Genomic DNA, 23,789 nt, shown 5'->3' with positions numbered 1-23,789 from the left:
TCATGGTCATTTCTAAATCAGCAGATTTCTATTTGGTAGACAATTGAGAATTAAAATCTAAAAATCCCCATAATCCCTAAATCTGTGGCTTAAGTATTTTAATGTTATAAGAGGTTACTTTTCTATCTCTTATTCTTTTGCCGCTGATTTAAAGATTTAAGGGATTATTTTTGCTCAGTTCTTATTATTAATAATTACAAAAAATTAATTTTTGATTCTAAAATAAATAGTACTTTAGTCTATTGTTACAATCAATACTTGCTATGTCTACAAACAAAGTTATCCTTGGAAGTGAAGAATGGTGTTCATTTCCGGAATTAGGAATCCCTCTTATCAAGGCTCGAGTTGACTCTGGCGCCAAAACATCTGCACTTCATGCAGTTAACATCGCTCCTTTTCTTAGGGATGGTGAAAGCTGGGTGAAATTTGACATCAATCCCATACAGAACAACCTTAAGACCATCATCCATTGTGAAGCACTTTTGGTTGATAAAAGAATTGTAAAAAGTTCAAGCGGATTCCGCGAACAGCGCTATGTCATCCGTACTACACTTGACTTTGGAGAACATAAGTGGTCAATAGAAATGACTTTGACCAACAGAGACTCAATGGGATTCAGAATGCTTTTGGGTCGTGAAGCCATGAGCGGACGCGTTTTAGTAGATCCTGAACAGAAATACCTTTTGGGACAACCTTCCAGCGAAAAGCTAAAAGAGCTTTACCATAATGCGGAAAGAGCAAAAACAGGTTTGAAAATAGGTCTCTTGGCCAGTAACCCGGAACTTTATTCCAATAAAAGAATTATCGAAGCCGGCGAACAGCGAGGCCATGAAATGCATTTCCTGAACATCAAGGAATGTTATATGAAATTAGATGCCACAAAACCAGAAATTCATTACCGTGGTGGTAAAATATTAAGCGATTTTGATGCTGTTATTCCGAGAATCCGACCAAGCATAACCTTTTATGGCTGTGCACTTACACGTCAGTTTGAGGCAATGAAAGTCTTTTGCCTTAATTCGGCTTCAGCTATTACACAATCGCGAGACAAGCTGTATTCACTGCAATTATTATTGAATCATGGTGTTGATATACCAACTACCGGATTTGCCAATTCTCCTTTAGACACAGACGATTTGATTAAAATGGTTGGTGGTTCTCCCCTAATTGTAAAATTATTAGAAGGAACTCAAGGAAAAGGTGTCGTTTTGGCAGAAACAAAAAAGGCTGCAGAAAGTGTTATCAATGCTTTTAAAAGTCTAAATGCCAATATTCTGGTTCAGGAGTTTATCAAAGAAGCCAACGGAAAAGACATACGATGTTTTGTAATTGATGGAAAAGTAGTAGCTGCTATCCAACGTGAGGCTTTACCCGGAGAATTCAGAGCTAATATCCATCTTGGAGGTACAGCCTCAATCATAAAAGTAACTTCTGAAGAGAAAAGAATCGCAATCAAAGCTGCCAAGGCAATGAATCTGAAAGTTGCCGGAGTAGATATTATCCGCTCTTCAAAAGGGCCGCTTCTTTTGGAAGTAAACTCCTCTCCTGGCCTTGAAGGTATCGAAGGAGCAACAAACAAGGATATTGCCGGAGAAATGATCAAGGCGATTGAGAAAAACTTTAAGTGGAAATAATGAATCCGTATCTTGATATTATCCTGCGAAGCATAGCCGTATATTTTTTTATGGTAATCGCCTTGCGGATTTTCGGGAAAAAAGAATTATCGCAGCTCAACACTGCAGATGTCATATTGATTCTTCTTATCAGTAACTCAGTCCAAAATGCGATGGTTGGAAGCGATACTTCGCTATGGGGCGGACTTGTTGCTGCTGGTGCTTTATTTCTAGTTAATTTTATCTTGAAAAAACTAATGTTCCGCTATAAAACGCTAAGTAGTTTTTTACAGCAGAAACCGGAAGTACTTGTCCATAATGGAAAAATTGATTTCAAAACCTTAGCAAGGCTTGGAATTACTTCAGACGAAATGCTCGAAGCCATGCACGAACACGGTGTTGAATATTATAAAGATGTCAAATATGCCTTTTTAGAAATAGACGGCAATATCAGTATTATTTCAGGCAATGAGAACCTGAAACAGACACATTACAAAAGAAGAAGAAATCACAAAACCTTAAATGGTATAGATTAAAACAAAAAAAGCAGGCTAATAGCCTGCTTTTTTTGTTTTAGTTTTGGATGCTTTCATCAATTTGAAAACTTTTCAAGAAAGCGATTGTTTTCTCAATATCGTAGTGTAAGATTCTATCTTCGCTAACTAACGGTACTTCTTCTCTATACGCTTTCACGAACATTTCAATAAAATCACTTGATTTTAATGGCTCTCTGAAATGGATAGCTTGTGAAGCATTCATCAGTTCTATGGCAAGAATTCGCTCTAAATTATCCATAATACGTAATGTTTTTGTAGCTCCATTTGCCCCCATACTCACATGATCTTCTTGTCCGTTTGAAGAAACAATACTGTCAATGCTGGCAGGAGTTGCCAATTGTTTGTTCTGGCTTACAATACTGGCAGCAGTATATTGCGGAATCATAAATCCTGAGTTTAATCCCGGATTGTCTACTAAAAATGCCGGAAGTCCTCTCAACCCTGAAATCAGCTGATAGGTTCTTCTTTCAGAAATGTTACCTAGTTCCGCCAAAGCAATTCCCAAGAAATCTAAAGCCAATGCCAAAGGCTGTCCGTGGAAATTACCTCCGGAAATGATCTGGTCACTTTCAATAAAAACATTAGGATTATCTGTTACTGAATTGATTTCTGTCTTAAATACTTTCTTTACATAATCAATTGCATCTTTCGAAGCACCATGCACTTGCGGAATACAACGGAAAGAATATGGATCTTGTACATGTTGTTTCTTTTGGGAAATAATTTGGCTTCCTTCTAAAAACTCAGCAACTCTATTTGCAGTAACAATTTGTCCTTTGTGTGGGCGTATTAAATGAATCAATTCATTAAAAGGTTCGATTCTTCCGTCAAAACCTTCTAAAGAAACCGTTCCGATTAAATCGGCTAAGTAAGAATATTTTGCAGCACGTATTAGAATATGCGCACCATAAGCATTCATAAATTGGGTTCCATTCAACAAAGCCAATCCTTCTTTAGATTTTAACTGAATTGGTTCCCAACCAAAGTGATTTAACACTTCAATAGAATCGTGTTTTTTATCATTGAAATAAACCTCTCCTTCTCCAATCAAAGGCAAAGACAAATGGGCTAAAGGTGCTAAATCACCTGACGCTCCTAAAGAACCTAACTCATATACAATTGGGAAAATATCATTATTATAGAAATCGATCAAACGTTCTACTGTTACCAACTGAACTCCTGAATAACCATAACTTAACGATTGGATTTTCAGCAAAAGCATCATCTTAACAATCTCTTTTGGCACTTCCGCTCCTGTTCCGCAAGCATGTGATTTTACGAGATTCTCTTGTAATTTGGTAAGATTTTCGTTTGATATTTTTATGTTATATAAAGAACCGAAACCAGTATTGATTCCATAAATAGGCTCTTCGTGAGATTCCATCTTTTTGTCAAGGTAATCGCGACATTTCTGGATATTGACTTTTGCCTCTTCAGACAAAGCTAATGTCTTATTATGGCTGATAATTTCTTCTAAATTTTCTAACGAAAGTAATTCCGCGCTTATATAATGTGTATTGTCCATTTTTTTTGATTATTGATGCCTCAAAATTCCGCAAATACTATCAAAAAAGCAACTATTGTGATTTTGTTTTTGAAAAATTTGGGAAATCTGCCTTGAAACAGTTCTTTTTTTGGCAATCTATTCTCTGCACCCTACAATTTTAGGGGCCTCAGATTAAAAAACAATACGTTTTATTAATCTTCGTTCATAATTTTTTCACGGTACTTTTTACCTATCAGAAGCGATAACTTGGTCTTATAATCCTCGACCAACCATTCACGGTAATTTTTACTGCTTTTGCTCAGACAGTTCGTATAATATCGCATTCTGCATTCTATATCTTCAGAAAGCAGTTTCGAAAGGTTTTTAGCTTCATTGATTGTTTCCGCATTATCAACACACATGGAAGCGTGTTGGTCCAGAGATTTATCCAAAACCACTTTAGAACGAAGATTTTGTGAAATGGCAATCCTGTGTTCATCTTCTACATCAAATTCAACAACAGCAGTGTTTGCAAATTTGGCCCGAATCTCCGGTGACATCATATATTTGAAATGCAATTCGATTTCTGTGTCATTGCGAAGGCTTTCCAGATAAAACTCTGGCGATTTGAAAATATGCTGCCAATCAATAGGATCACTCCATAAACCGAAACGTGCAGCATTGTTCCCCAAGTCGATTACAGTGAAGTTGTCTTTATGAGGCAATTTCCTGGAACCACGGCCAATCATCTGAAAATATAAAGTTAGCGATTTGGTCGCTCTGTTTAGGATAATCGTTTCCACTGTTGGTTCGTCAAATCCGGTTGTCAAAATCCCAACAGAAGTCAGGATGGCATCTGGCGTATGCTTGAACCATGATAAAATATCTTTCCTTTCTTCGTTTGAAGTCGTATTATCCAAATGTTTGATAGAATAACCGGCTTCTTTGAATGTTTCATAAACATACAGAGAAGTATGGATTCCGTTATTGAAAATCAAAGTTTTCTTTCCTAGTGATTTTTCAGTATAGGCATGCAATAGTTTTTCCTGCATGACCATATTTGTATAAAGGTCGTCAGAAGATTTAACCGTATAATCTCCGTTGATTCCAACTTTTAGTGAAGTCAGTCCAACATCATAGCTATACGTAACGGCCTTTGCCAAATATCCATTTTCTATTAGCTTGTTTATCGGATCACCAATTATGAGTTCATCATAATTCTCGTTCATCGGAAGTTTGATATTCGAACTCAATGGTGTAGCTGTAACGCCTAGTATAAAAGAATTCTTGAACGATGATAGCAGTTTTCTAAAAGAATTATAGTGGGCTTCATCTATAATTACCAATCCGATGTTTCCGATTTTTAATTTCTCATCATTCAGCCTGTTTTTCAGGGTCTCAACCATAGCCACAAAACAAGAATATTCGTCCTGGTCAGGCAATTCTTTGATTTTACTATTGATGATTTTGTTTTTGACATTGAAACCTTTAAGCATTTTTGAAGTCTGCTTGCAAAGTTCAATCCGGTGTGTCAGCACCAGTACTTTCTTGTCATTATACGAAAGATAGCGTCTTACGATTTCAGAAAATACGACGGTTTTTCCTCCTCCTGTTGGAAGCTGATAAAGCAAATGATGATTGCGCGGAGCATTGTTGATCCGTTCAAAAATCGCATCGATATCCCCCTGCTGATAAGCATAAAGTTCTTTTTTTTCTTCGATCTCTAATTCTAGGTTTTTTTGGGACATTTTGCGATTTAGGATAATTTGCAAAAGTACAGACTAAAAAGGGTTATAGATACATTTTTGGGCTTTATTTTAAAAAAAATTATAGAAATATTAGGAAATCATATAATGCTACTCGATTGTAAATAACCTAATTTTGGAAATCAAGCATTTTATACCTGATAATACCGTCCTATCCATGCTGAATTATGATGACTTTACGATAGAAATGGCAACCCGTCTTCAAAATGAGATGAAGGATCGTATTTCATTAAAAACCCGCAACAAAAATATCAGTACAATTGCCGGTGCAGATATTTCACACGAAGTAGGCAGCTCTAAATTATATGCCGGCATCGTGATTTTAAGCTATCCGGATTTGATTCCTATTTCCTATTCTCTGGCAGAAGGCGAATCCCAATTTGAATACAAAGCAGAGTATTTAGCCTTTCGAGAAGTTCCTACATTAATAAAAGCCTGGGAACAGATTCCTGTAAAGCCTGATTTACTGATTCTGGATGGACAAGGAATCACACATCCCAGAAGAATGGGAATCGCATCGCATTTTGGTTTGCTTACGAACCATCCCACTATAGGTTGTGCCAAAAACATGCTTCATGGAAAATACGATGTATTAGAAGATGAAAAATTTAGCTACCGCCCCATTTATAAAAATGAAGAAAAATTAGGATTTGCACTCCGCACAAAAACAAATGTCAAGCCCGTTTTTATTTCACCCGGACATCATGTTTCCGTTGATGACAGCTTAGAAATTATGAATCGGGCAGTCCAAAAATACAGAATTCCTGAGCCAACAAGACAAGCACATGTCATGGTCAATCTTTTCCGTACCGGTCAGCGCCAAGCCGGATATCACGAACTGGATGTGCAGCTTCCTTTATTCTAAAAAACTTACTCTACCAGGTCAAAAAACCTCTCAAACTCTTCTTTGTTTTCCCAGTTTTGCCTGAACGCAGTATTTTTTATTTCAAGTATCCTGTCTTTAAATTCCGATACCATTCCGTTTTCTATAGCGTATTTAACCACCTGTTCAAAGGAGTTCAGCATACTTTTGTAGAATGAGGCATAACGTATTTCTCTACGGGCCGTATACTTCTGTGCTACTTCGAGATTATGAAACATCAAATCAGCAACAACAAAAGAATCGACACCAAGGCTTAAAAAATGCTTGATGTATTTTTGTGCCACAGAACGGCGTAATTTGGCCCGTTTTCCTTTGAGAGGAAAATATTCGTTCGAAATTTTTAATCTTGCCTCCTGAAGTAGTTTATCTTCTTTAGGATTGAAGACAAAATCATAATAGGTTTTAACATCAGAGAATTTCTCATACAGTTCTAACAGTTGTTCTTCCAACTGTTCTTTATCTAATTCTTTAAGATATTTTTTTAAATCTCTTTTGCTCATTTCAGAATTCTCTTTTTACAAATATAGTATTATCCAACGATTGCTGCTACTCTTTCAAATTTGGCAGATAGCCTTATTCTTCCTTTTAATCCTCATTAAGAATGCTTAAATTTGACAAATCTCTAAAAAAAATCGATGAAAGATCAGGTAAAAGTAACTCCGGCAGAAAAATGGATTATCAACCCTCTAAATAATTTTATCAGTAAGTCTACTACGGGTGGTATTCTTCTTTTTATTGCTGCTGTAGTAGCTATTTTCCTTGCTAATTCTGATTGGAAAGACTGGTATCATCACATTTGGGAACATAAAATTGGCTTTACTATTAATGATGAACTGTATCTTAATTACAGCATCCATCATTGGGTAAATGACGGATTAATGGCTGTTTTCTTTTTTGTGGTCGGATTGGAGCTTAAAAGAGAAATGATTGGAGGCGAACTGTCACAGCCTAAAAAAGCGGCATTGCCTATTGTAGCAGCCGTTGGAGGAATGGTTTTCCCCGCTTTGATTTATACCATGTTTAATTTTGGAGCTGATTCTTCTCATGGATGGGGAATCCCGATGGCTACTGATATTGCTTTTGCTTTGGGTGTTTTATATCTTTTGGGAGATAAAATACCTGCAACGTTAAAAATATTCTTGACAGCTCTGGCGATTGTAGACGATTTGGGTGCTGTTTTGGTAATTGCATTTTTCTACACGGCTTCTATTAATAGTATTGCTTTAGGCATAGGGCTTGGCGTTTTTGTTTTTCTGCTGATCTGTAACAGACTCGGAGTCCGAAATATTTTGTTTTATGCCTTGGTCGGAATTGCAGGAGTTTGGCTTCCATTTCTTCTTTCTGGTGTTCATGCCACTATTGCGGCCGTTTTGGTAGCCTTCACGATTCCGGCAGGTTCAAGAATAGATGAAGCACTATTTATTTCAAAAATCAAGACCCGATTAAATCAGTTCAAAGAGCTTGATCCTACTGATGCTCCTACTCTTTCTGAAGACCAGCTTCATGTTTTGCAAGACATCCGTAAATTATCAAAAGACGCTATGTCACCGCTCCACAGACTCGAACATGGACTACATTCTTTTGTCAGTTTTATTATCATGCCGGTTTTTGCATTGGCTAACGCCGGAGTTACATTCTCTAGCGGTATCATTGAAAATGCGGCAAGTTCCGTAACCTTAGGTGTTATTTTTGGTCTATTGGCTGGAAAAGTAATTGGCGTATATGGAGTGTCTTCATTAATGATACGATTCAAATGGGCAAATCTTCCAGATGGGATGACCAACAAAAGCCTTTTTGGTGTAGGATTTCTGGCCTCTATCGGGTTTACGATGTCGCTCTTTGTTACCAATCTTGCCTTTGAAAATCCCGAATACGAACTGCAGGCAAAATTGGGTATTTTTGCAGCATCATTAGTTGGAGGAATAGCCGGTTATTTGTTACTGTCTAAAAATAATAAACCCGAAAATTCAATTACTAATTCATAAATTCATACTTCTTACAATGCTTAAACTTTTTAAAATTGTCGCTCTACTAGAAGGTATCTCTTACCTTGTATTATTTGGAAATATGCTAATCCTGAAAGGAAGCAACCCTGAGTTATACAAAACATTTCTATTCCCTATTGGAATGACACACGGACTCTTATTTATAGCGTATATCATCTTAGCTATCATGTTAAAAATAGAACTTAACTGGAGCGCTAAAAAATTCGCAATTATTGTTCTTGGTTCTGTAATCCCTTTAGGTGCTTTCTACGTTGAGAAGAAATATCTGAATACTCAAACAAACTAAAACACATGATCGAGAAAATATTTAATTGGACATATAAACTCTTTAAAGACTGGGGTTATAGTGACACGGTATCTTCGTATGCTAATGTTGCCGTAAACTTTATCCTGCTTGCGATAGCTGTCTTTATAATCCATTATATATTCAAGAAAATATTAATCGAAGTCTTTAGTACCATTGCGCAAAGAACAAAAACTCAGTTTGACGATTTACTGGTGGCTAACAAAACGACCAAGTATATTGCCTATCTGATTCCGCTTCTTTTTGTTAACATAACTGTTCCAATCATTCTGAAGGATTTTGCCTATTGGGAAGGATTCTTCAGAAAAGGATTGGAAATATATATCGTATTTCTGGTTCTTTGGATTATACGAAGTATTTTAAATGCCGTAAAAGACTACCTTAAACGACTACCTGATTTTAATGACAAGCCAATAGATAGTTACATTCAGGTATTTATGATTGTACTCTGGATTTTTGGAGTTACGACTATTGTACTGATTCTATTTGAAACTTCCATCACTACCCTATTTGCTACTTTTGGAGCGATTTCAGCTATCGTAATCTTAATTTTTAGGGATACCATTTTAGGATTTGTAGCCAGCATCCAGGTTTCAGTAAATGATTTGGTACGTATTGGTGACTGGGTCACTTTTGAAAAATATGGTGCCGATGGTGATGTAATCGAAATTAACCTGGCTACAGTAAAAGTGCGAAATTTTGATAATACCACTACAACAATTCCTACCTATAGCTTAATTTCTGATTCTTTCAAAAACTGGCGCGGTATGCAGAATTCAGGAGGAAGAAGAATTAAAAGGTTTATTCTTATCAAAGCAAATAGCGTACGTTTTTTGCATACTGATGAATTGGAAGGCTTGAAAAAAATACAGCTTGTTACTTCTTATATTGAGCATCGCCAGCAAGATATTGACAAATACAATACCAATAATAATATTGACAAAAGCCTGACTATTAACGGTAGGAATATGACTAACTTGGGATTGTTCCGAAAATACATCAATCAATATCTGGCAAACCATCCCGGAATAAATAAGGATATGACGATGATGTGTCGTCATTTACAGCCAACAGAAAAAGGTATTCCAATTGAAGTTTATGCCTTTTCAAATGACAAGCGTTGGATCAATTACGAATATATTATGGCCGATATTTTCGACCATATTATTGCTGCCGTACCTTATTTCGACCTGGAACTCTACGAACTGCCTTCTGAAAAAGGAATATATACAGAATAAGTTATTTCTTAAGCCTGTCTTTGACAAATTCAATTGCGGTCTTGCCATGAATTGAAGGACGCCCAAAACTGTCCAAATTTACCATTGTTATGGAATTGACCGTAATAATGGTTTCTTTAGTCATTATATTTCTCACTTCACATTTTAGTGTCAGCGATGTTTTTCCAAACTTCACCACGTCAATCCCAATTTCAACAATATCACCTTGTTTGGCAGAACTGATAAAATTGATTTCCGACATGTGTTTGGTTACGACACGTTCGTTTTCTAGCTGGATTATAGAGTATAAAGCCGCTTCTTCATCAATCCATGATAAAAGCTTACCTCCGAATAATGTTTGGTTTGGGTTTAAATCTTCCGGTTTTACCCATTTTCTGGTATGAAATCTCATAATCTTATTTTGACATTACAAAATTAACAAATCTCACCTATTAAAATCAGATTCAGTCGGGATTAAAGCCAGTAAAATTTCTTAAAATCATGCCAAAATTCCCTCTTAAACCTTCCTAACATTCAATTTGTACCTTTTTGAAAAGCTGTAGGATTTAAGCTTCTTTCCTTCTGCTTATAATCAACATTTAATCAACAAGATACCTAAAAACAAGGGGCTAAAACCCTTCATTTATTGGTCATAAAAAAAAGTTATAGAATTATTAAAAAAAACATAAACATGGGAATTATATAACAAAAAGTAAGAAATGTTAAAATTCTATGATATATCTTTGCCTCAGAATTGTTGCTTAAAAAGAGAAAAATTAAATTAAAATCCATTAAGAATTATGAAAAAGAATTTACCATTATTATCGTTTTTATTGCTGGCTTTCGCCTCTGCAAACGCACAGGATTCTGCTGTAACAGTTGAAAAAGCCCCAGCGGACGGCTACAACAAATGGTCGATTGAAGTAAACGGAGGGGTAAATAAGCCAACGAGGTCAATGACTGATGGTTATTATACTTCAACATTAAATCTATTCCATGCTGATTTAGGTGTTAGGTACATGTTCAATCCTAAATTTGGTTTGAAATTAGATTTCGGTTATGATAAATTCAAAGAACACGATGACAGCAACCCATTTGAAAGCACGTATTTAAGAACAAGCCTTCAAGGAGTTGTGAACTTAGGAAGAGTGTTGAACTTTGAAGACTGGACCGATACATTCGGTTTATTAGTTCATGGTGGATTTGGTGTATCTCAATTGTCTTCTAAAGATGGTTTTGACGGAGAAGATTATATGGGTAACGGAATCTTAGGGATTACAGGTCAGGTAAAATTAAGCAACAGTGTTGTATTAACCGGAGACCTTACAGGAATTGTTCACGGTAAACAAAACTATAATTTTGACGGTCAAGGACCAACAACTACCGGAACTTTTGATGGTACATTATTGAATGCTTCTGTTGGTTTGACGTTCTACCTTGGTAAAAACGAAAAACATGCTGACTGGTATTCTGAGACTAAAATCGACGAGCTGAAAGCTCTTGAAGAAAGAGTTGGAATGATTGAAACCGGATTGGCTGATTCTGATAAAGATGGTGTTCCGGATATGTATGATCTTGAGCCAAACTCTATCGCAGGAGTTGCTGTAAATACAAAAGGACAATCTATTGACAGAAACCAAAATGGTGTGCCTGATGAACTGGAAAGCTACTTAGATAAAAAATACGGACAGAATGGTAAAGCTACAGCTTCAAACAGTACTATTGAAGAGCTAATCAATGGTGGTTATGTCAATGTATATTTTGACTTTAATTCAGCTAAGCCAACAACTACTTCTCTATCTGGTGTTGATTTCTTAGTGAAATACCTAAAAGCAAATCCATCAGCTAATGCAGAAATCATTGGTTATGCAGACGAAATAGGAAACTCAGACTATAACAAAGATTTGTCACAAAGAAGAGCTAATTCTGTAAGAGATATTGTAGTCAATTCAGGAATCAACGCTTCAAGACTGACAGTTGTTGGAAACGGTGAAGATACTTCTGTGAATAAAAATTCTAAAGAAGCCCGTCAAATCGTAAGAAGAGTTACTTTCAGAGTTAAATAATTTCTTCATAAATATTTCAAAACTGCTGTAGCAATACGGCGGTTTTTTTTTATCTTTAAAAGAAAAACCATGGAAAACAGAGACGCTTTCATTTCTGAATTCAGAGGTGAAACTTTAGGAACAGTCACAAACGAGTCTTCAACTGATGAAATTTTTCAAAACCAGGTCCTCCGCCCAATACTAAAACTCCAGAATGATCTTTTTATTGATGTATTTAGAAATTATATATCAAAGTATAAAAATGATTTCTATAGCTATTCTGTTGAAAAGAAACTGGCTTACATCGAAAATTCAATCCAAAAGGACATCAAGTTCCGTAATTCGCTTAAAGGAATTGTCATTGGATTATTTACAATACACGAGTATAATGAATACATCAAAAATTCATCTTCCCTGAATAAGAGAATGATGAATATCTTGATTGAAAGATTAAAAAATCAAGTACAGCTTTTTGAGCTACAAGAGGAATAAATAAAAAAAGAGGCGATTTGCCTCTTTTTTGTTTTTAATTCGCCTTCTGGAGAATTGCTTTGGTTCCGTCAGGATTAAGAAGATAAAGCTTGTCTTTCTTAATCTGATAGGTTGTTGTGCTTTGCAGTGCTTTTACAAACAATTTTTCTGTATTATAATTAGGACACATCATTTCAGTGGTAACGATATCTGAAAATCGCAATACTTCTTTTTCATAAAATAACTTGCCTCCCATTCCATTACAGCCCGCAAAACCAGTAAATTTAGATTCTTCGGCATTAATTTCGATACCCGGTAATTTCTTTTCAAAATCTTTCGGATTCACTTTTTTGCCTTCCAGTTCTTCTAAAACCCAGTTGCCCTGCAATTGCTTGTCCACAATATAATTCCCGCAGCCTTTCAGCTCCTTAAAATCCTTGTCTTTGCCTCTTTTTAAAGATGCTCTTACGTTATAATTATATTCATTATCAGACATTCCATCTGAGCATTTGCCTTGCTGTATCGTAAACTTTAAATGGATACTGTCCGATTTTGCTTCATACGAAATAACGTTGGCATCCATTGCCCTATTCGGTTTGTCATAAGGTATCGTAAAATTCTTTTCTGTTTCCGGTGAAGTAAAGCGGACAGAATCCTTCATGATTTCAATTCCCCAAAAAGGTTCTGTTCCAGACGCTTTAAAAAAAGCATCATTTACCTTCTCAACCGCAGCAACAGTATCTTTTGTTACCGAAAGAGAATCCACTCCATTCTCTTCTTTGTCAGCAGATTTCGGTTTGCAGTTTACAAACAGCAAGCACAAGGCTGCCAACGTAATTATAGACTTTTTTTTCATGGTCTTATTTTTTTATAAATGATAGCACCTTTGTGTTGTTTCCATCGTATAATTTAAGCTTGTCACCCTGAAGCTTGAATTTTTGTACTGAATTGAATAAGGTCATAAATTTGCCTTCTCCGGTTCCTTGACAAGCCATTTTTGTTTGGGCAATAGGTCCGAAACTAATTTTATCTTCGTTAATAGTATAGCTTCCCGACATTGAATTACATCCTGAATTACCAGAGAGACGGTTTTCTGCTTTGTCAAAATTCAATACCGGAATTTTAGCAAACTCTCCTTTGTCAATAGGTTCTCCAAATGTCTGTTCTAATTCCCAGCTACCAGTGGAAAGTTCAGCAATAGCCTCTGCTCCTTTTTTACAGCTACATGATTGTAATCCGATCAAAACAATGGCACAGACTACTGATAAAAATTTAGTTTTCATATTTTTTGATGTTTGATTGAAATATAAATATACGCATTCCCTAGCAGAGTATAAAATCAGAAAGGATTTAAAACCTTAGCGTCTTAATACTTATTACAAAGAATAACTCTGTTGATTTGAACACAGATTGACACGGATTAAAAACAATTTACGCAGATTTAAGAAATTTGTATAAAAAACTCCTCCTTCATATATAAGAACCATAACCTTAGTTCCTCAGAACCTTAGCACCTTTAAAACACTGATTAAAACGATTTACGCAGATTTAAAAAATCTATATTAAAAGAGTTTCCCTTTTATATGTAGAATAAACAAACCTTAGTCCCTCAGAACCTTAGCAACTTAGCAACTCCTATAAAAGCCCATTATACTTCCTAATAAACCATTCCGCAGCAAGCGAAATTGCAATTAGCACCAATAACCATATCCAGTCTACTAAAGGAGTCTTTTTGACAATTTCTTTCTGCGTAGCTTTATATTCATCATTTTGCAATAGTGACTTTATAAGCTCTTCTACCTGATTAGGATGGAAAACCTTTCCTTGGGTCTGAGAAGCCAATTGTGTAAGCTTGTTCAGGTCAGGGTTTACAAACTGCCTTTCGATATCAAAATCCAATACTTCAAAAAAGCCATTGTAGGTATTTTTGGATTGTGCCTCGACTACTTTAAAACTATATTCACCAGCTGAAAGACCGTCCAGATTGACCTTATAGGACTTATTACCTTTTAAAAGATCGTAGTTTTTTGTTTGTTTTGTCTTTTTATTTGTGATTGAAATCGTAAGTCTTGCATTTTCATCAAACTCGTAATTCTTATTGAAATACTGAGCCGTAATTTCAATAGCTTCTCCTGAATTATAGAAGTTTTCGTGATTCACCACAAGTGATTTCCTTGCGTTATTGGATGCCAAAAACTGGATGGTCTTATCTACAAAAACATCAAATTTATCATAGGATTGGTTACCTATATGGCTTTGCAACCTCCATTTCCAGATGTTTTCACCTAAAAGAAAAGCATTTCTTTTTGCCTGGTTTTCAGAATAAGCCAATAAAGGTGAACCCGTATTGACATTTCGGATACGTGATGAGATCAACACTTCAACATTTTCTTTTGCTGTAACCGTTCCGAAAGCATTTTGCAATGGCGGCAGGTTTTCAAAACCAATATTATCAATAGCAAACAGATTAAACTGAGCGTTAAAATCAGACAAATAATCTTCCTTTTGTCCGCTCATTTTGAATTGCAATGTACTTTGTTGTTGGTTCAGGAAATTAAAATCGGTATTGGTTCCTGTGATAATCCATGTATTCAATCCGGCAAGCTTATTCGCTTCAAAAACAGATTTAAATTCTGCCGTTGGTTGATATAAGATCAAGATATTATAATCTTGTAATGAACTGATTTTATTTGGATTGACTATCGTCACTTTACGTTGTAGATTAGTTTCAATTGAACGCTTTAAAGCACCAATATCAGGATGATTGATTGCTGTAACGATAGCTACTTCAGACTTTTGGTCAATGACTTCAACAGCAAAATTCTTATTGTTATTGTAGGTATTTTTTTCTGCTTCCTTAGAAGTTATTGATGCTTTAAAAACCTGAACCCCTATTTTGTCAGCAGGTAATAAAACATTCAATACCGCAGTTTTTTTCGATGGCGTGAAAGAAACACTTTGCTTTGTCAAAACAGCACCACCTTGTGAAATGCTAAAATCGGCTGCAACACTTTTGTTTCCAGAATATTGAAGAAATACTTCTACAGGAAATTTATTTTTGTGGAAAGCGTATTTATTGACATTGAGCTGGCTTATTTTTAAATCCAGAAAAGTAGTCGTATCTCCTAAAATTACAGGAAATACTTTATTATTAGGATTAAAGCTGTAAACATAGTCATTTCCAGAAGTTTGATTTCCATCTGTTAAGATAACCGTTGGAAATGCCGTATTCTTATTGATACTTTTTAGATTCTTTGCTACTTCATCCAGATTGGTTTGCGTTCCTTTAAAATTAAAACTGTCCGACAGTTCAAATTCATTTGAAAATTGATACGACTGTATATCAAATTTCTCCTGAAGCCTTGAATCAGAAACCAATTTTTTATAGATATCCAAAGCTGTTTCGTTTGCTTTTAATTCTGTTATAGAACTTGAATTATCAACAACAATAGGCAATGGTGTCTTTACTATATCCAGTGTACTGGTCGTGATTTTTGGATTAATCAATAGTAGTAAGATTCCAAAAATAGAGAAGAAACGTAAAAAGGCTAAAAGCAGCTGAGTTCTGGATTTATTTTTAGCCCTGAAAAAATATTGAAAAAAAGACAAACCTCCTGCTATTAATATTGAAAGTAAGAGTAATAATATGGTGTTTGTCGTCATTTAATCAAGGTATTTTAAAACAAGAATCTTGTAATTGGAAATTACGAATTATGAATTACGAATTACGAATGTAAAATCCGTAATTCGTAATTTGAAATTTATAATTGATTAAGTCAGCATTCCGCCATCAACATTCATAACTTGTCCTGTGATATAAGCACTCATATCAGAAGCTAAGAAAAGACATGCATTTGCTACATCTTCAGTTGTTCCACCACGTTTTAATGGAATAGCGTCTCTCCATCCTTGAACAACATCTTCGTTTAGTTTTCCTGTCATTTCAGTTTCAATAAAACCTGGAGCAATTGCATTGCAACGGATGTTTCTTGAACCAAGCTCCAAAGCAACAGATTTTGTAAACCCTATTACTCCGGCTTTTGAAGCAGCATAGTTAGTTTGTCCGGCATTACCCTTCACTCCTACTACTGAGCTCATGTTTATAATAGAACCTGCACGGTTTTTAAGCATGGTTTTCTGAACCGCTTTTGTCATGTTGAAAACAGACTTCAGGTTTACTTCGATTACTTTGTCGAAATCTTCTTCTGAAATACGCATTAACAGGTTGTCTTTTGTGATTCCCGCATTATTAATCAAAATATCGATATTTCCAAAAGTTGCGATTACATCATCTACTAGTTTTTGCGCTTCATTAAAATCAGCAGCATTAGACTGATATCCTTTAGCTTTTACACCAAGAGCTATCAATTCATCTTCCAAAACTTTAGCTGCTTCGGCAGACGAACTATAAGTGAATGCCACATTTGCGCCGTGTTTTGCAAAAACTTCTGCAATTCCTCTACCAATTCCTCGGCTAGCACCTGTAATGATCGCTGTTTTTCCTTCTAGTAATTTCATTATAAAAATTTATTTAGTTTGTCTATGTTGAGTGACAAATATAAGAATTCAATCGCAATACTGTAAGACAAGCCTTTAAACTTTCAGGAATTTATCTATCCTTTTGTTCCATGTTTTGCTATAAATCGCAATCAGCGTAAAAATCAGCAATATATAAACATACCATGCATTTGCAATAAGGTCAATCACATCCAATCGGCCTTTGGCAAAATTCAAAATAAGCAGTACTTGTGCCCCATATGGTAGAATTCCTTGTACTATACAGCAAAAAATATCAAGAATCGCCGCTGTTTTTTTAGGACTCAGTTCGTATTCATCACTTATTTCTTTAGCTATGGCTCCTGTAATCACAATAGAAACGGTGTTATTGGCAATAGCCAGGTTGGTAACACTTACTAATGTACCAATACCCATTTGTGCTGATTTTTTGCTCTTAATTTTTGATTTTATCTTTTGCAATACATAGTCAATACCGCCTGCTTTTTCGACTAAAGCAGCTAGTCCGCCCGTTAATATTGACAATAGAAAAATATCTGTCATGCTTAAAAAACCTTCATAATTTTTCTGCATAAAACTCAATACGGTAAAATCATGTTGGGCAAAACCAATAATTCCTGCAACCAATATTCCAATCAATAACGTAACAAAAACATTTAAGCCGGAAACCGCCAGACCTATTACCAAAATGTATGGCACTATTGTAATCAGTTCATAGCTTTCTTTTTGAATAGCTACAGGGCTTATTTCTGAATTAAATCCCAAATAGAACAGCAATAGTATAGTGATAATGGATGCTGGAAGCGCAATAAAAAGATTGACTTTAAATTTATCGCGCATTTCACAGCCAAGTGATTGTGTAGCGGCAATTGTAGTATCGGATATAATTGACAGGTTGTCTCCTAACATAGAACCACCAAGTAATGAACCCGCAATTAAAGGCATAGAAGCACCGCTTTTATCGGCCAGACTGATAGCAATTGGCCCTAAAGCCACTATCGATCCTACAGAAGTTCCCGTGGCTGTTGATAAAAATGAGGCTATTAAAAAGATACCCAACGGAAAATACTCTGTATCTATCGTACTGATTCCTAAATTCACAACAGCATCAACAGCTCCCATCGCTTGAGTAACAACAGCAAAAGCCCCAGACAGCAGATAAATAAGACACATTGTGATAATCTGGTTGTTTCCACAGCCTTTTATCAACGTATCTACTTTTGCCTCAATAGATTCTTTGAAAAGCAAAAAGGCTACGATTATGCCAAAAGTCACTGCTATTGGAGATGGCAAGGCATAAAAATCATGGAGCAGGATTCCCGCACCAAGGAATGTGAAAATAAAAACAAAAAAGGGCAATAAGGCTATAAACGAGCCTTGAGTTTTAAGATGTTTCATCATCGATAGCTTAAAAATTAATAAAGCTCACGACGAAAAGCAAACCGAAAAAAGTGTGGGATGGCAACATTTTTTCCAAAAGATTTGGCTTATCGTTTTAGCACCTTGCTTGTTGTTGCAGGTTGCTATCTCTTTACGAGATTCGTGATAACGGATGCAAATATAGAGCATATTTTAAATTATATTTACCATAAACTCATTTTTTACAAATATTTAATAATTTCCGATATAATTAAAATATCTATAAAAATAAAACCTCTCTGTTGCAAATTCAACAGAGAGGTTTTTTAATTATCTATTTATGATGTGGTTAGGCTTCCGGCATAACTACATAACTGGTATCGTCTTTTACCTTCGGAAATTCTTTTTTTCTCCAACGCTCTTTTGCAGCTTCTATTTTTTCATTGCTGGAAGAAACAAAATTCCAATAGATAAAACGTTCTTCAGGAAGCGGCTGGCCACCAAAAAGAATGACATGAGTGTTTGGCTTAAGCGTCATAGAACAAGCATTGTCTAGCTTTGAAACCAACATGTTTCCTTTTTCAACATGATTGTCGCAGGCCTGGACTGCTCCTTCAACAACACAGATTCCAATTTCTCCAAAAAGCTGCCCTTCTGTATGAAGAAGATATTCGTCCTGGGTTTTGATTTCAACCATAAACAGCTCCGAATGTACAGGAACCGGTGATTCTTTACCATATCCTTTTCCGGCTACCAATATAAATTCTGCTGTTTCATCTTTCCAACTCGGAAGGTCATTTCTGTCAAAATGATGAAACTCCGGATCAATGTCTTCTTTGTCTTTTGGCAATGCTACCCAAATCTGATAGCCATGCATCATATATTCTTTTCCGTGTCTTAATTCTTCGGGTGTTCTTTCTGTATGAGTCACACCATTTCCGGCAATCATCCAGTTCACAGAACCCGGCGCGATTTTCTGCTCCGTGCCAATGCTGTCTTTATGCATTACCTCACCATCCAGTAAGAAAGTTAAGGTTGCAAGTCCAATGTGCGGATGCTGGCCTACATCCATATAATGATCAGGCCCCATTTTTGTTGGCCCCATATGGTCAATAAAGATAAATGGACCTACCATTCTTTTTTTACGGAAAGGCAGCAGCCTACCTACTAAAAAGTCCCCGATATCGCGCGGTCTTTCTTCTATAATTAAGTCGATGTTTGACATATTTTGTTTTGTTTGTTGTGAGTATCTAATTTACTAAAATTATTTCAGTGCTTCCAAAATAGCTTCCCATTCATCCAGCTTTTGTAAAAAACTTTTAGAAGCATTGGCGCCACTTGGCGATGGCAATATGGAATAATGGATGTCTTTTCTTCGACCTACATATTTGTCATAGAAATTGGACACATTTTTACTCGAAAAAAAGACATGTTTAATGCTTGGGTATTGTTTGTAAAAGCTTTCAAAATCATTCGCTTTTTCGTTTTTGATATTGCTATCCAAACTTCCTGTCCGTTCACAATAGGCCAAAACATCCCAAAGCGCAATATCATTCTCTTCTAATAATTGTTTCTTTTCCGCATATTCTTTTGGTAATGGCTGGTTGAATAATGTAAAAAGCAGTTTCCAAAAACTATTTCCTTTATTACCGTAATATTCCTGTAATTCTAAAGATTTCTCTCCCGGCATAGTTCCTAAAATCAGTATTTTGGAATTATGATTTACTAAAGGCGGAAAGGCTTGTTTCATTCTTTAAAATTATAAAAAAATCGGCATTAAATAAAAAAGCCTTGCAGTTTGCAAGGCTTTCTTTATCAATTGTATGGAGATTAACCCATAACTTCTTTTACTTTTTTACCGATTTCAGCAGGAGAATCAACAACGTGGATACCGTTTTCTCTCATGATGCGTTTTTTAGCTTCAGCTGTATCATCAGCACCACCAACAATTGCGCCAGCGTGTCCCATTGTTCTTCCTTTTGGAGCAGTTTCACCAGCGATGAATCCGATAACTGGTTTTCTGTTTCCATCAGCTTTGATCCATTTAGCAGCATCAGCTTCTAATTGCCCACCAATTTCTCCAATCATGATGATACATTCTGTTTCAGGATCGTTCATCAATAATTCAACAGCTTCTTTAGTAGTTGTTCCAATGATTGGATCTCCACCGATACCGATAGCTGTAGTGATTCCCATACCTTGTTTTACAACCTGATCAGCTGCTTCATAAGTAAGAGTTCCTGATTTAGAAACGATACCTACTTTTCCTTTTTTGAAAACGAAACCTGGCATGATACCAACTTTAGCTTCTTCCGGAGTGATTACACCTGGACAGTTTGGACCTACAAGACGACAATCTTTATTTTGAATATAAGCATAAGCCTTAACCATATCAGCAACAGGAATTCCTTCAGTAATTGTGATAATAACTTTGATTCCTGCATCTGCAGCTTCCATAATTGCGTCAGCAGCAAAAGCTGGCGGTACGAAAATAATTGTAGTATCTGCTCCAGCCTGATCAACAGCATCTTTAACAGTATTGAAAACTGGACGGTCTAAGTGAGTTGTTCCTCCTTTTCCTGGAGTTACACCACCTACAACATTTGTTCCGTATTCAATCATTTGAGAAGCGTGAAAAGTTCCTTCGCTTCCTGTAAAACCTTGAACAATTATTTTAGAATCTTTATTGACTAAAACGCTCATAATATATTTTTTAAATTTATTTTTTTGAATGGTGTTGCAAAAGTAAGGTTTTGATGCCTAATAGGAAAGTTTTTTATACTTAAATATTTAAGAAATCAGGACAGTTGGCTCATTTGAAATCCTCTGTAAAGTTTGTCGTCTTTTATTTCCCAGATTACCATAAAATGGGCCAAAAGCATCTCTTCTCTTGGGTTTTCAAATGTTTTTACATAGTGTGAATACCGAACAGAAACCAAATTTTCTTCTTCCAGAATATGGCTGATTCGAATTTTTGATCGTGTATAGGCAATCTGAAGTTCGGCAGATAAAGCCAATATTTCAGCCTTATTCATCTGCAAAAATCCTTTAGAGCTATTCCAATCTAAAATAACTTCAGGATGTAATGACAATTCCATGATATTCGAATCAAGAAGTGCATCCGACTTGTAAAAATTCTGTACGATTTCTTTTGGTGTCATTTTTATTTCAGTTTACTAAGGATTTCCGGAATTTTCTTAACATTGGCATACTGTTTTAATTTTTCACGAGCTTCATCGGCAGGAGTTCCAAAATAAGTTTTGCCTCCTTCCAATGATTTTGTAACACCTGACTGCGCCATAACAACAGCCTTTTCTCCTATCGTTAGACTGCTGGCAACGCCTACTTGTCCCCAAATGGTTACTTCGTCCATAATTTTAACACAGCCTGCTATTCCGGTCTGTGCTGCAATAAGGCATTTTTTTCCAACTACCGTATCATGTCCAATATGAACCTGATTATCCAGTTTTGATCCTTCGCCAATGGTTGTATCACCAGTTACTCCGCGATCGATAGTGCATAATGCGCCTATTCCAACATTATCTTCAATAACAACTCTACCTCCTGAAATAAGCTGGTCAAAACCTTCCGGGCGTTTTTTATAATAAAAGGCATCGGCTCCTAAAATAGCTCCGGCATGTATTATTACATTGTCGCCAATAACAGTATGGTCGTATATGGAAACATTAGAGTGAATGATACAGTTCTTTCCTATTTTGACATGATTCCCAATAAAGCAATTTGGCTGAATATAAGTTCCTTCGCCAATTATTGCACTTAGAGAAATCGCATTGTCAGTAGCTCTGAAAGGTCTGAAATGTTTGGTCAGTTTATTAAAATCCCGAAAAGGATCGTCAGAAATAAGCAATGCTTTTCCTTCCGGGCATTCAACTTCTTTATTGATTAAAATAATCGTAGCAGCAGAATGTAACGCTTTATCGTAATATTTTGGGTGGTCTACAAAGACAATATCTCCGGGTTCTACGACATGAATCTCGTTCATTCCGTAAACCGGAAAACTTGGATCGCCAATATATTTGCTGCCAATAATGTCAGCAACTTCTTTTAAGGTCTGTGTTTTAGGAAATTTCATATTGGTCGCAAATTAGAAATTGAGCTAATAAGAAAATGAGATAACCAAAAAGCTATCTCATTTCCAAATTTACTAATTTAATTATTCTTTTACACGCTCCATGTAAGCCCCTGTAGCGGTATCAATTTTGATTTTATCACCTTCATTGATAAACAAAGGAACGTTTACAGAAGCTCCTGTTTCAACAGTAGCCGGTTTTGTAGCGTTTGTAGCTGTATTTCCTTTTACTCCTGGCTCTGCATACGTAACTTCTAATATGATAGAAGCCGGCATATCTACTGAAAGAGGCAAATCAGTTTCTGTATTGATCTGGATCATTACATTAGTTCCTTCTTTCAATAAGTCTGGTGCATCAAGCACATCTTTGTTTAATGAAATTTGCTCAAAAGATTCTGCATTCATGAAATGAAATTCATTTCCTTCAGCATATAGGAATTGAAAAGTATGTGTTTCAACACGGATTACATCAATTTTATGTCCTGCAGAAAAAGTATTATCTAAAACTTTACCTGAAGTCAAACTTTTTAGTTTTGTTCTAACGAAAGCCGGTCCTTTTCCAGGCTTTACGTGAAGGAACTCAACAATTTTATAAATATCGTGGTTGAATTTAATACACAATCCGTTTCTAATGTCTGCAGTACTTGCCATTTGTTTGTTATTTCGTTTTTTTGTTTTTCTTTAATTCTTAGTAAATTCCTGTATATCCTTTCATAACACCTCTTGACGAGTTTCTGATGAAAAGGATAATTTCGTCTCTTTCTGGAGTCGCTTCCATTTCTGCTTCAATGATTCCTAAAGCTTGAGTTGTGTTATAGTTTTTTTGATATAAAATTCTATAGATTTCCTGGATCTCGCGGATTTTCTCAGTTGTAAATCCTCTTCTTCTTAATCCAACAGAATTGATTCCAACGTATGATAGCGGTTCTTTTGCCGCTTTTGTATACGGAGGCACGTCTTTTCTTAATAAAGACCCACCTGAGATCATAGCGTGATCACCAACGCTAATAAATTGGTGAACAGCTGAAAGTCCTCCGATAATTGCATAATTTCCAATAGTAACGTGTCCTCCTAAAAGTACACCGTTTACAATAATTGCATTGTTACCTACATGACAATCGTGTGCAATGTGCGCAGTTGCCATAATTAAACAATTATTACCAATTACAGTCTGTCCTGAGGCAACAGTTCCTCTATTTACAGTTACACATTCTCTGATTGTTGTATTGTCTCCAATAATTGCCAAAGAATCTTCTCCTCCAAATTTCAAATCCTGTGGTACTGCAGAAATTACAGCTCCGGGAAATATATTACAGTTTTTTCCGATTCTCGCTCCTTCCATAATCGTCACGTTGGATCCAATCCAAGTTCCGTCACCAATTACTACATTATTATGAATAGTTGTGAACGGTTCGATTACAACGTTTTTAGCGATTTTTGCGCCTGGATGAACGTATGCTAACGGTTGATTCATAAA

Annotated in this window: 24 protein-coding genes and 1 riboswitch; of the genes, 8 read left to right on the top strand and 16 right to left on the bottom strand. The window is 35.8% G+C overall.

Features of this window, described 5'->3' with window-relative positions; all coding sequences use genetic code 11:
- Positions 1-263: 263 nt before the first annotated feature.
- Together rimK and FJA49_RS05860 are read left to right on the top strand one after the other, a co-directional pair.
- Positions 264-1,634, top strand: coding sequence for a 30S ribosomal protein S6--L-glutamate ligase (gene rimK / locus FJA49_RS05865; protein WP_139999828.1), 1,371 nt, complete (start codon positions 264-266; stop codon positions 1,632-1,634).
- Positions 1,634-2,149, top strand: coding sequence for a DUF421 domain-containing protein (locus FJA49_RS05860; RefSeq protein ID WP_139999826.1), 516 nt, complete (start codon positions 1,634-1,636; stop codon positions 2,147-2,149). Before rimK ends, FJA49_RS05860 begins: the two co-directional genes overlap by 1 nt.
- A gap of 37 nt (positions 2,150-2,186) precedes the next feature.
- Here the strand turns inward: FJA49_RS05860 and hutH are convergent, their stop codons facing one another.
- Both hutH and FJA49_RS05850 read right to left on the bottom strand, forming a co-directional pair.
- The gene (gene hutH / locus FJA49_RS05855) at positions 2,187-3,695 is read right to left on the bottom strand and encodes a histidine ammonia-lyase (protein WP_139999824.1); all 1,509 of its coding nucleotides are present in this window, start codon (positions 3,693-3,695) and stop codon (positions 2,187-2,189) included.
- Between the two features lie 173 nt (positions 3,696-3,868).
- The gene (locus FJA49_RS05850) at positions 3,869-5,404 is read right to left on the bottom strand and encodes a DEAD/DEAH box helicase (RefSeq protein ID WP_199758360.1); all 1,536 of its coding nucleotides are present in this window, start codon (positions 5,402-5,404) and stop codon (positions 3,869-3,871) included.
- Positions 5,405-5,537: 133 nt separating this feature from the next.
- Here FJA49_RS05850 and nfi point away from each other — a divergent pair, with 133 nt between their 5' ends.
- On the top strand, positions 5,538-6,287 hold the full coding sequence (gene nfi, locus FJA49_RS05845; protein ID WP_233590075.1) for a deoxyribonuclease V: 750 nt from the start codon (positions 5,538-5,540) through the stop codon (positions 6,285-6,287).
- A 5-nt stretch (positions 6,288-6,292) separates the two neighbouring features.
- On the opposite strand, the gene FJA49_RS05840 is transcribed toward nfi, so the two are convergent.
- Positions 6,293-6,805, bottom strand: coding sequence for a DUF6155 family protein (locus FJA49_RS05840; RefSeq protein ID WP_139999822.1), 513 nt, complete (start codon positions 6,803-6,805; stop codon positions 6,293-6,295).
- Between the two features lie 135 nt (positions 6,806-6,940).
- Between FJA49_RS05840 and nhaA the strand changes: the two genes are divergently transcribed.
- Genes nhaA through FJA49_RS05825 form a run of 3 tightly spaced genes read left to right on the top strand, consistent with a single transcriptional unit; the run spans position 6,941 to position 9,853 of the window.
- Positions 6,941-8,290 (top strand): Na+/H+ antiporter NhaA, encoded by a 1,350-nt coding sequence (gene nhaA, locus FJA49_RS05835; RefSeq protein ID WP_139999820.1) that lies wholly within the window; start codon positions 6,941-6,943, stop codon positions 8,288-8,290.
- A gap of 16 nt (positions 8,291-8,306) precedes the next feature.
- The gene (locus FJA49_RS05830) at positions 8,307-8,597 is read left to right on the top strand and encodes a DUF3817 domain-containing protein (protein ID WP_139999818.1); all 291 of its coding nucleotides are present in this window, start codon (positions 8,307-8,309) and stop codon (positions 8,595-8,597) included.
- A gap of 5 nt (positions 8,598-8,602) precedes the next feature.
- Entirely contained in the window at positions 8,603-9,853 is a 1,251-nt protein-coding gene (locus tag FJA49_RS05825) for a mechanosensitive ion channel family protein (RefSeq protein ID WP_139999816.1), read from the top strand.
- 1 nt (position 9,854) lies between these two features.
- On the opposite strand, the gene FJA49_RS05820 is transcribed toward FJA49_RS05825, so the two are convergent.
- Positions 9,855-10,244 (bottom strand): acyl-CoA thioesterase, encoded by a 390-nt coding sequence (locus FJA49_RS05820; protein ID WP_139999814.1) that lies wholly within the window; start codon positions 10,242-10,244, stop codon positions 9,855-9,857.
- 388 nt (positions 10,245-10,632) lie between these two features.
- Here FJA49_RS05820 and FJA49_RS05815 point away from each other — a divergent pair, with 388 nt between their 5' ends.
- Both FJA49_RS05815 and FJA49_RS05810 read left to right on the top strand, forming a co-directional pair.
- Positions 10,633-11,898 carry an OmpA family protein gene (locus FJA49_RS05815; RefSeq protein ID WP_139999812.1) on the top strand — a complete coding sequence of 422 codons (1,266 nt, stop codon included), beginning with the start codon at positions 10,633-10,635 and terminating at the stop codon, positions 11,896-11,898.
- Positions 11,899-11,967: 69 nt separating this feature from the next.
- Positions 11,968-12,369, top strand: coding sequence for a glyoxalase (locus FJA49_RS05810; protein ID WP_139999810.1), 402 nt, complete (start codon positions 11,968-11,970; stop codon positions 12,367-12,369).
- Between the two features lie 34 nt (positions 12,370-12,403).
- Here the strand turns inward: FJA49_RS05810 and FJA49_RS05805 are convergent, their stop codons facing one another.
- From FJA49_RS05805 to lpxA, 12 genes are all read right to left on the bottom strand, one after another.
- Complete coding sequence (locus tag FJA49_RS05805; protein WP_139999807.1) at positions 12,404-13,204, bottom strand: META domain-containing protein; 801 nt, start codon at positions 13,202-13,204, stop codon at positions 12,404-12,406.
- Positions 13,205-13,208: 4 nt separating this feature from the next.
- Positions 13,209-13,631, bottom strand: a complete 423-nt coding sequence (locus FJA49_RS05800; RefSeq protein ID WP_139999805.1) for an META domain-containing protein — start codon at positions 13,629-13,631, stop codon at positions 13,209-13,211.
- A 352-nt stretch (positions 13,632-13,983) separates the two neighbouring features.
- Positions 13,984-16,011 (bottom strand): hypothetical protein, encoded by a 2,028-nt coding sequence (locus FJA49_RS05795; protein WP_139999803.1) that lies wholly within the window; start codon positions 16,009-16,011, stop codon positions 13,984-13,986.
- A 108-nt stretch (positions 16,012-16,119) separates the two neighbouring features.
- Positions 16,120-16,866, bottom strand: a complete 747-nt coding sequence (gene fabG, locus FJA49_RS05790) for a 3-oxoacyl-[acyl-carrier-protein] reductase (protein WP_139999801.1) — start codon at positions 16,864-16,866, stop codon at positions 16,120-16,122.
- Positions 16,867-16,941: 75 nt separating this feature from the next.
- Positions 16,942-18,261: a Na+/H+ antiporter NhaC family protein gene (locus tag FJA49_RS05785; RefSeq protein ID WP_139999799.1), complete on the bottom strand. Its 1,320-nt coding sequence runs from the start codon at positions 18,259-18,261 to the stop codon at positions 16,942-16,944.
- 59 nt (positions 18,262-18,320) lie between these two features.
- Positions 18,321-18,417, bottom strand: a riboswitch (SAM-I-IV-variant riboswitch).
- 154 nt (positions 18,418-18,571) lie between these two features.
- A complete protein-coding gene (locus tag FJA49_RS05780; RefSeq protein ID WP_139999797.1) occupies positions 18,572-19,447 on the bottom strand; it encodes a pirin family protein in 876 nt (291 codons plus the stop codon).
- A gap of 39 nt (positions 19,448-19,486) precedes the next feature.
- Entirely contained in the window at positions 19,487-19,972 is a 486-nt protein-coding gene (locus FJA49_RS05775) for a DNA-deoxyinosine glycosylase (RefSeq protein ID WP_139999795.1), read from the bottom strand.
- 80 nt (positions 19,973-20,052) lie between these two features.
- Entirely contained in the window at positions 20,053-20,925 is an 873-nt protein-coding gene (sucD, locus tag FJA49_RS05770) for a succinate--CoA ligase subunit alpha (protein ID WP_056073732.1), read from the bottom strand.
- A gap of 95 nt (positions 20,926-21,020) precedes the next feature.
- Positions 21,021-21,383 carry a nuclear transport factor 2 family protein gene (locus FJA49_RS05765; protein WP_139999793.1) on the bottom strand — a complete coding sequence of 121 codons (363 nt, stop codon included), beginning with the start codon at positions 21,381-21,383 and terminating at the stop codon, positions 21,021-21,023.
- 2 nt (positions 21,384-21,385) lie between these two features.
- The gene (lpxD, locus tag FJA49_RS05760; RefSeq protein WP_139999791.1) at positions 21,386-22,315 is read right to left on the bottom strand and encodes a UDP-3-O-(3-hydroxymyristoyl)glucosamine N-acyltransferase; all 930 of its coding nucleotides are present in this window, start codon (positions 22,313-22,315) and stop codon (positions 21,386-21,388) included.
- Between the two features lie 81 nt (positions 22,316-22,396).
- Entirely contained in the window at positions 22,397-22,963 is a 567-nt protein-coding gene (gene efp, locus FJA49_RS05755) for an elongation factor P (RefSeq protein ID WP_139999789.1), read from the bottom strand.
- Positions 22,964-23,000: 37 nt separating this feature from the next.
- Positions 23,001-23,786, bottom strand: a complete 786-nt coding sequence (gene lpxA, locus FJA49_RS05750) for an acyl-ACP--UDP-N-acetylglucosamine O-acyltransferase (RefSeq protein ID WP_139999787.1) — start codon at positions 23,784-23,786, stop codon at positions 23,001-23,003.
- Positions 23,787-23,789 lie beyond the last annotated feature (3 nt).

It is taken from the genome of Flavobacterium microcysteis (assembly GCF_006385255.1).
GTDB lineage: Bacteria > Bacteroidota > Bacteroidia > Flavobacteriales > Flavobacteriaceae > Flavobacterium > Flavobacterium microcysteis.
Note: the sequence above shows the minus strand (reverse complement) of the source record. Positions and strands in the feature narration are given on the sequence as shown.

Bases quoted from the DNA above. Each gene is read 5' to 3' on its own strand.
- FJA49_RS05860 (WP_139999826.1), top strand. From the start codon at position 1,634: ATGAATCCGTATCTTGATATTATCCTGCGAAGCATAGCCGTATATTTT.
- FJA49_RS05800 (WP_139999805.1), bottom strand. From the start codon at position 13,631: ATGAAAACTAAATTTTTATCAGTAGTCTGTGCCATTGTTTTGATCGGA.
- FJA49_RS05815 (WP_139999812.1), top strand. From the start codon at position 10,633: ATGAAAAAGAATTTACCATTATTATCGTTTTTATTGCTGGCTTTCGCC.
- FJA49_RS05805 (WP_139999807.1), bottom strand. From the start codon at position 13,204: ATGAAAAAAAAGTCTATAATTACGTTGGCAGCCTTGTGCTTGCTGTTT.
- FJA49_RS05795 (WP_139999803.1), bottom strand. From the start codon at position 16,011: ATGACGACAAACACCATATTATTACTCTTACTTTCAATATTAATAGCA.
- fabG (WP_139999801.1), bottom strand. From the start codon at position 16,866: ATGAAATTACTAGAAGGAAAAACAGCGATCATTACAGGTGCTAGCCGA.
- FJA49_RS05850 (WP_199758360.1), bottom strand. From the start codon at position 5,404: ATGTCCCAAAAAAACCTAGAATTAGAGATCGAAGAAAAAAAAGAACTT.
- FJA49_RS05840 (WP_139999822.1), bottom strand. From the start codon at position 6,805: ATGAGCAAAAGAGATTTAAAAAAATATCTTAAAGAATTAGATAAAGAA.
- FJA49_RS05775 (WP_139999795.1), bottom strand. From the start codon at position 19,972: ATGAAACAAGCCTTTCCGCCTTTAGTAAATCATAATTCCAAAATACTG.
- hutH (WP_139999824.1), bottom strand. From the start codon at position 3,695: ATGGACAATACACATTATATAAGCGCGGAATTACTTTCGTTAGAAAAT.
- FJA49_RS05820 (WP_139999814.1), bottom strand. From the start codon at position 10,244: ATGAGATTTCATACCAGAAAATGGGTAAAACCGGAAGATTTAAACCCA.
- FJA49_RS05830 (WP_139999818.1), top strand. From the start codon at position 8,307: ATGCTTAAACTTTTTAAAATTGTCGCTCTACTAGAAGGTATCTCTTAC.
- rimK (WP_139999828.1), top strand. From the start codon at position 264: ATGTCTACAAACAAAGTTATCCTTGGAAGTGAAGAATGGTGTTCATTT.
- FJA49_RS05825 (WP_139999816.1), top strand. From the start codon at position 8,603: ATGATCGAGAAAATATTTAATTGGACATATAAACTCTTTAAAGACTGG.
- FJA49_RS05780 (WP_139999797.1), bottom strand. From the start codon at position 19,447: ATGTCAAACATCGACTTAATTATAGAAGAAAGACCGCGCGATATCGGG.
- lpxD (WP_139999791.1), bottom strand. From the start codon at position 22,315: ATGAAATTTCCTAAAACACAGACCTTAAAAGAAGTTGCTGACATTATT.
- lpxA (WP_139999787.1), bottom strand. From the start codon at position 23,786: ATGAATCAACCGTTAGCATACGTTCATCCAGGCGCAAAAATCGCTAAA.
- sucD (WP_056073732.1), bottom strand. From the start codon at position 20,925: ATGAGCGTTTTAGTCAATAAAGATTCTAAAATAATTGTTCAAGGTTTT.
- FJA49_RS05810 (WP_139999810.1), top strand. From the start codon at position 11,968: ATGGAAAACAGAGACGCTTTCATTTCTGAATTCAGAGGTGAAACTTTA.
- nhaA (WP_139999820.1), top strand. From the start codon at position 6,941: ATGAAAGATCAGGTAAAAGTAACTCCGGCAGAAAAATGGATTATCAAC.
- FJA49_RS05785 (WP_139999799.1), bottom strand. From the start codon at position 18,261: ATGAAACATCTTAAAACTCAAGGCTCGTTTATAGCCTTATTGCCCTTT.
- efp (WP_139999789.1), bottom strand. From the start codon at position 22,963: ATGGCAAGTACTGCAGACATTAGAAACGGATTGTGTATTAAATTCAAC.
- FJA49_RS05765 (WP_139999793.1), bottom strand. From the start codon at position 21,383: ATGACACCAAAAGAAATCGTACAGAATTTTTACAAGTCGGATGCACTT.